This window comes from Streptomyces sp. NPDC055506 (assembly GCF_053643595.1).
Window position 1 is genome coordinate 1 of sequence record NZ_JBSHKH010000241.1, and the last position, 5,420, is coordinate 5,420.

4 protein-coding genes are annotated in these 5,420 nt (G+C 72.4%); 2 read left to right on the forward strand and 2 right to left on the reverse strand.

Annotation, left to right across the window (positions count from 1 at the left end; all coding sequences use genetic code 11):
• Positions 1–2: 2 nt before the first annotated feature.
• Positions 3–1,106: a PP2C family protein-serine/threonine phosphatase gene (locus ACWIF2_RS40005; RefSeq protein ID WP_454366542.1), complete on the reverse strand. Its 1,104-nt coding sequence runs from the start codon at positions 1,104–1,106 to the stop codon at positions 3–5.
• Positions 1,107–1,409: 303 nt separating this feature from the next.
• Here ACWIF2_RS40005 and ACWIF2_RS40010 point away from each other — a divergent pair, with 303 nt between their 5' ends.
• Positions 1,410–2,297: a GNAT family N-acetyltransferase gene (locus ACWIF2_RS40010; protein ID WP_454366544.1), complete on the forward strand. Its 888-nt coding sequence runs from the start codon at positions 1,410–1,412 to the stop codon at positions 2,295–2,297.
• Positions 2,298–2,332: 35 nt separating this feature from the next.
• Here ACWIF2_RS40010 and ACWIF2_RS40015 read toward each other — a convergent pair whose 3' ends face one another.
• Complete coding sequence (locus ACWIF2_RS40015) at positions 2,333–3,217, reverse strand: Gfo/Idh/MocA family protein (RefSeq protein WP_454366546.1); 885 nt, start codon at positions 3,215–3,217, stop codon at positions 2,333–2,335.
• A gap of 180 nt (positions 3,218–3,397) precedes the next feature.
• Here ACWIF2_RS40015 and helR point away from each other — a divergent pair.
• A partial coding sequence (gene helR / locus ACWIF2_RS40020) for an RNA polymerase recycling motor ATPase HelR (protein ID WP_454366548.1) occupies positions 3,398–5,420 on the forward strand: 2,023 nt, incomplete at its 3' end.

The window sequence follows — 5,420 nt, forward strand, 5'->3', positions numbered from 1 at the left end:
GGTCAGGGCCCGTTCTGCCGACCGGGCGCGAGCACGAGCATCGTGACGTCGTCCCGTACGTCCGGGCAGTGCCGGACGAGGTCGGCCCACACCCGCTCGGCCAGGGCGGCAGGCTCCTCCTCGGCGAAGCCAGGCAGCCGCTCTACCAGCGGGTAGAAGACCCCGTCGGCGTCCCTGGCCTCGGTGACCCCGTCGGACGCGAGAAAGAGCCTGTCACCGGCGCGCAGCCGCACCGAGACGACCCGGGGCGGAATCGCCTCGGCCAGGCCGAGACCGAGCGGTGTGCACGGCTCGATGTCCAGCTCGACGGCGCGCCCGTCGCGCAGCAGCAGCGGGCCGGACTGCCCGCACGCCACGATCCGCACCACACTCGCGTCGGCGGAGAAGCCGAGCAGCACCGCCGTCGCGAACAACTCGGCGTGCGGATCGCCCGCCGAGTCCGTCACCAGCCTCCGGTCGAGCCGGGCCGCCACCGCCTCCGGATCCGGCTGGTCCAGCACGGCCTCCCGGAAGGCCCCCAGCAGCGACGCGACCGTGGCGACGGCCGAAAGACCGTGTCCCTGGACATCGCCCATGACCGCCCGTACGCCGTAGGGACCCGCCCGGACGTCGAAGAAGTCGCCCCCGACCAGCGTCCCGCTCTGCGCGGCCCGGTACAGCCCCGCGCACCGCACCGGCCCGACCCGCTCCCGCAGCGGCGGCACGACGGCCTGCTGCGCGGCCTCGGCGACGGCCCGTTCGGTGACCAGCTGGGCGTCACGCCGGCTGCGGACGAACGACAGCAGCACGCTCAGCACCGCCACGAAGCACACCGTCAGTAAATCGGTGCTGCCGGGATCATTGAGGCTGAAGACCGGGATGGTCAGCACGACCACCACCAGCGCCCCCAGCACCGCCGTCGCCGCCGGTCCGTGTGCGAGCACGGCCAGTGGCGGAATGGCACCCAGCAGGAAGCCGATGTCGAGCGGCTCCGGACTGATCAGCTCCGCCGCGCACACGCCCGCCAGCAGCGCGGACGGCAGCACCCGCGCCCAGCCCGGCGGGGGCGCGCCGCGCAGCCAGCCGCGCCGGTCCCGGCGCGGCAGCCGGCCGCGCACACTGCTCACACCACCACGCTGCTACGCCCGAACCGGCGCCGCACGCCGACATCGGCGCCGCTGGAAGGGCGTGAGCGTCGGCCGGGCGCAGTGGTCGGTCAGGCCGGAGGGCTCCTTGACCCGGGCCGGAAATTCGATGGACGGCTCATCGGCGGCCCCGTAGCCTTTGGCGCGCCACGCCCCGAGACCCGTGGAAGGAGGGCAGAACCGTGCAGTTCACACCGTTCCGGCGCTCCTTGCCCCTCGTCCCCGGCGTGTCTCGACCCACCTGACCGGGAGCGCTCCTCGCAGCATGCTTCCCGGAGGAAGTCCATGACCGACGTGGTCATCCGCTCGCTCGACGCGAGCACCGCCGATCTCTTCGACACCCTGCCCGACCCGCTGGGCGCCCGCGAGGGCCACCGGCTGACCCGGCACCGCCCCGACTGGAAGCGGGTGGCCCTGCGCGACGGCAGGGTCGTCGCCCGCGCTGCCTGGTGGGGCGGCCCCGACGACACCGAGCCCGTCAACCTCAACTGGTTCGACGTGGCGGAGGGCGAGGAGGAAGCGGGCGCCGCACTCCTGCGCTCCGCGCCCTGGCAGGTGGAACTCGAGCTGAACCTGCCCGCCGGCTGGCGTGACACCCCGGCCCTGCGCACCGCCGCCGAGACCCGTTTCACCGCCGCGCGCGAAGCCGGTTACGACCTCCTGGTCGAACGCCTGCTGTACCGGTGGACCCCCGAGCACGGCCTGCCCGAACGGCCCGGGCGCCTGGTGTTCCGCGCCGAACCTGACGACGCCGTGTTCTTCGACGCGCTGCGCCGGATCCACTCCGTCACCCTGGACGTCCACGCGCTGAAGGCGATCGAGGAGGGCGGACTCGACCGGGCGGCCCAGGAGGAACTCGACTTCTTCCACTGGTGCCCCTCACCACGGGAGTGGTGGCAGGTCGCGTACACACCGCGGGGCGAGCCGGTCGGCATCCACATCCCGGCCCACAACCAGTCGGGCCCGTGCCTCGGCTTCATCGGGGTCCTGCCCGACCAGCGAGGCAACGGCTACGCCTACGACCTCCTGGCCGAGTGCACCCACTTCCTGGTCGAACAGGGCGCGGACTTCGTCGCCGCCGCCACCGACCAGGGCAACTTCCCCATGGCGGCGAACTTCGCGAAGGCCGGTTTCCCGGTGGTGAAGGAACGGCTCAACTTCCACCCGGTGTAGGCGGTTGTCCGGCGGTGGCGCGGGCCCGAAAGCCTCTAGTGTGCGCCGCCGTTGAGCAGGTCCTCGGCCGCCGTGAGGATCTCCGTGACGCGGAAACCGAACGCCGCGTCGCAGGCGTGCGGGCGGCCGGTGCGAGCCGCGGTGAGCAGGGCGTCCGCGGCCCGCATCAGGGCGGGGACCGCTCCGTCGGAGCTCTCCGGCAGGACCGCCACCCCGGCCTCTCCCCGCAACTCCAGTGCGGCACCGGCCGCCGCGGGCGGTGCCGTCAGGCTCAGGGTGAGGGTGCTCGACGCGCCGCCGGCGTGGTCGAGGACGACATACGCCGTGTCCCCGGGGCCGTACGCGGCGGCCGTCACGCGCCGCACGTCGCCGAGCACCGGCAGCAGCACGGACAGGGCGTGCGGCCCGACGTCCCACAGGGCGCCCTTCTCCCGCCGCCACGGCGTCGCGAAGGGACTCTCGCTGGTGAACACGGACCCGAGCCACTGCGCGTGGGCCGTGAACCAGCCCGGCACTTCCGCCTGTTCGGTGATCCACCCCTCCGGCTCGGGCTGGAAGCGAGCCGTGAAGAAAACGACCGAGGCGACACTGCTCTCCTCGACGGCCTCGACCACGGCCCGCCCCTGCTCCACCGTCGGCGCGAGAGGCTTGTCGAGCAGCAGATGGCACCCGGCCCGGGCCGCACGCGCGGCCAGCTCGGCCTGCACCTGCGGAGGCAGCGCCACGGCGACCGCGTCCACGTCGGCGAACAGCTCGTCGACGTCGTCGTACGCCCGCACACCGTGCCGCCCGGCCAACTCCTTGGCGGCCTCGGGGCGACGGCCCCACACCCCGGCGAAGTCCAGCTCCCCGTGCCCGCTCAGTGCGGGCGCGTGAGCCATCTGCGCCCACGGCCCGGTGCCCAGCAGTCCTATCCGCATGCCGCCGCCTCTCAACGGTGCCGAAACGTCGACAAAAACAAGAACGGAAAACAAGAAAGGCAAGGAGAGATCTCCTTGCCACTCTCAACTTATAGCGCACAGGGGGCCTTGCGGCAAGGCCCCCATGGTGCCGCAAACTGTCCGGCCTGAGCCCAGGACCTGCGGAAACGGGAGCATGACGTGACCCCCTTGACCACGAGCGCGTTCGATCTTCCCGACCGCCTCTCCCACAAGGCCGACCCTGCGCTGACCGCCGGGGACGAGCGGCACTTCGCCGCCGTCGCCGAGTGCCTGGAGCAGTCGATCGCCGAACTGTCCGACCGGCTGGAGGCCGAGCGCAGGGCTCCCGGCGGCAAGGGCAGGCAGGCGATGGACCGGGACGCGGAGATCCACCGGCTGACCACCCGCCTGCGCGCACTGCGCCGCTTCGGACTGGACGTGTGCCTCGGGCACATGGTCGGTGCCGACCACTCCGAGCCCGTGTACGTGGGACGGCTCGGCCTCACGGACAGCGAGGGCCGCCGGCTCCTGGTCGACTGGCGTTCCCCCGCCGCCGAGCCGTTCTTCGGAGCCACCCACGCCGACCCGATGGGCCTGGCCAGCCGCCGCAGGTACCGCTGGACCGGCGGCCGGATCAGTGACTACTGGGACGAGGTGTTCACCGCGGACGGCATCTCCGGACACGCCGCGCTCGACGACCAGTCCGCCTTCATCGCCAGCCTCGGCACCGACCGCTCACCCCGGATGCGGGACGTGCTCGGTACCATCCAGGCCGACCAGGACGCCATCATCCGCGCGGGCTCGCGCGGCGCCCTCGTCGTCGACGGCGGCCCGGGCACCGGCAAGACCGTGGTCGCCCTGCACCGGTCGGCCTACCTCCTCTACTCCGACCCCCGCCTTGGGCAGCACCGCCGGGGCGGCGTGCTCTTCGTCGGCCCGCACCGGCCCTATCTGTCCTACGTCTCCGACGTCCTGCCCGGACTCGGCGAGGAGGGCGTACAGACCTGCGTCCTGCGGGACCTGCTCGACGAGGGAGCCGAGGCGGGGACCGAGACCGACCCGGACGTGGCACGTCTGAAGTCGTCCGCGGACATGGTGAGGGCGATCGAGAAGGCCGTCACGTTCTACGAGGAGCCGCCCACCGAGGCCATGACGGTCACGACCCACTGGTCCGACGTCCACCTCGGCGCCCGTGACTGGGCCGTGGCCTTCGCGGCGGCGGAACCCGGCACTCCGCACAACGAGGCGCGCGACCAGGTCTGGGAGGAACTGCTCACGATCGTCGAGGACAAGCACGAAGGGGACGTGTCGGCGAACCTCCTGCGCAGATCGCTGTCGCGGAACAGGGAATTGCTCACGGTCTTCAACCGCGCGTGGCCGCTGCTCGAAGCGACCGACCTCGTGTCGGACCTGTGGTCGGTGCCCGCCTATCTGCGGATGTGCGCGCCCTGGCTCAGCCGGGACGAGGTCCGGACACTGCAGCGCGCGGACGCCCGGGCCTGGACCGTGTCCGACCTGCCGATCCTGGACGCCGCACGGCAACGGCTCGGCGACCCGGAGGCGTCCCGCCGCAAGCGCCGGAACGACGCCGCCATCGCCACCGAACGCGAGCGCATGGGCAGGGTCATCGACGACCTGCTCGAGGCCCACAGCCATGACGACGGCGAAGGTGTGCTGGTCATGCTGAACGGACAGGACATGCGCAACTCCCTCGTGGACGAGACCGCCCTGCCCACCGCCGACCCGGACCGGCTCGCCGGCCCCTTCGCGCACATCGTCGTGGACGAGGCCCAGGAACTCACCGACGCGGAGTGGCAGATGCTGCTGCTGCGCTGCCCTTCCCGGAGCTTCACCATCGTCGGGGACCGCGCCCAGGCCCGACACGGCTTCACTGAGTCGTGGCGGGAACGGCTCGAACGGGTCGGGTTCGACCGGATCGATCTCGCCTCGCTGAGCATCAACTACCGCACGCCTCAGGAGATCATGACGGCGGCCGAGCCGGTCATCCGGGCCGTGCTCCCGGACGCCAACGTGCCGGCCTCCATCCGCAGCGGCGGCGTCCCCGTGGTCCACGGAGCCGCCGCCGAGCTGAACTCGATCCTCGACACCTGGCTGGCCGCCCATGCCGAGGGGATCGCCTGTGTCATCGGCGATCCCGACTTCCGGCCCTCCTCCTCCCGCGTCCGGTCGCTGACCCCGGAGC

Coding starts and splice junctions, on each gene's coding strand:
- ACWIF2_RS40010 (WP_454366544.1), top strand. CDS start 1,410: ATGACCGACGTGGTCATCCGCTCGCTCGACGCGAGCACCGCCGATCTC.
- ACWIF2_RS40015 (WP_454366546.1), bottom strand. CDS start 3,217: ATGCGGATAGGACTGCTGGGCACCGGGCCGTGGGCGCAGATGGCTCAC.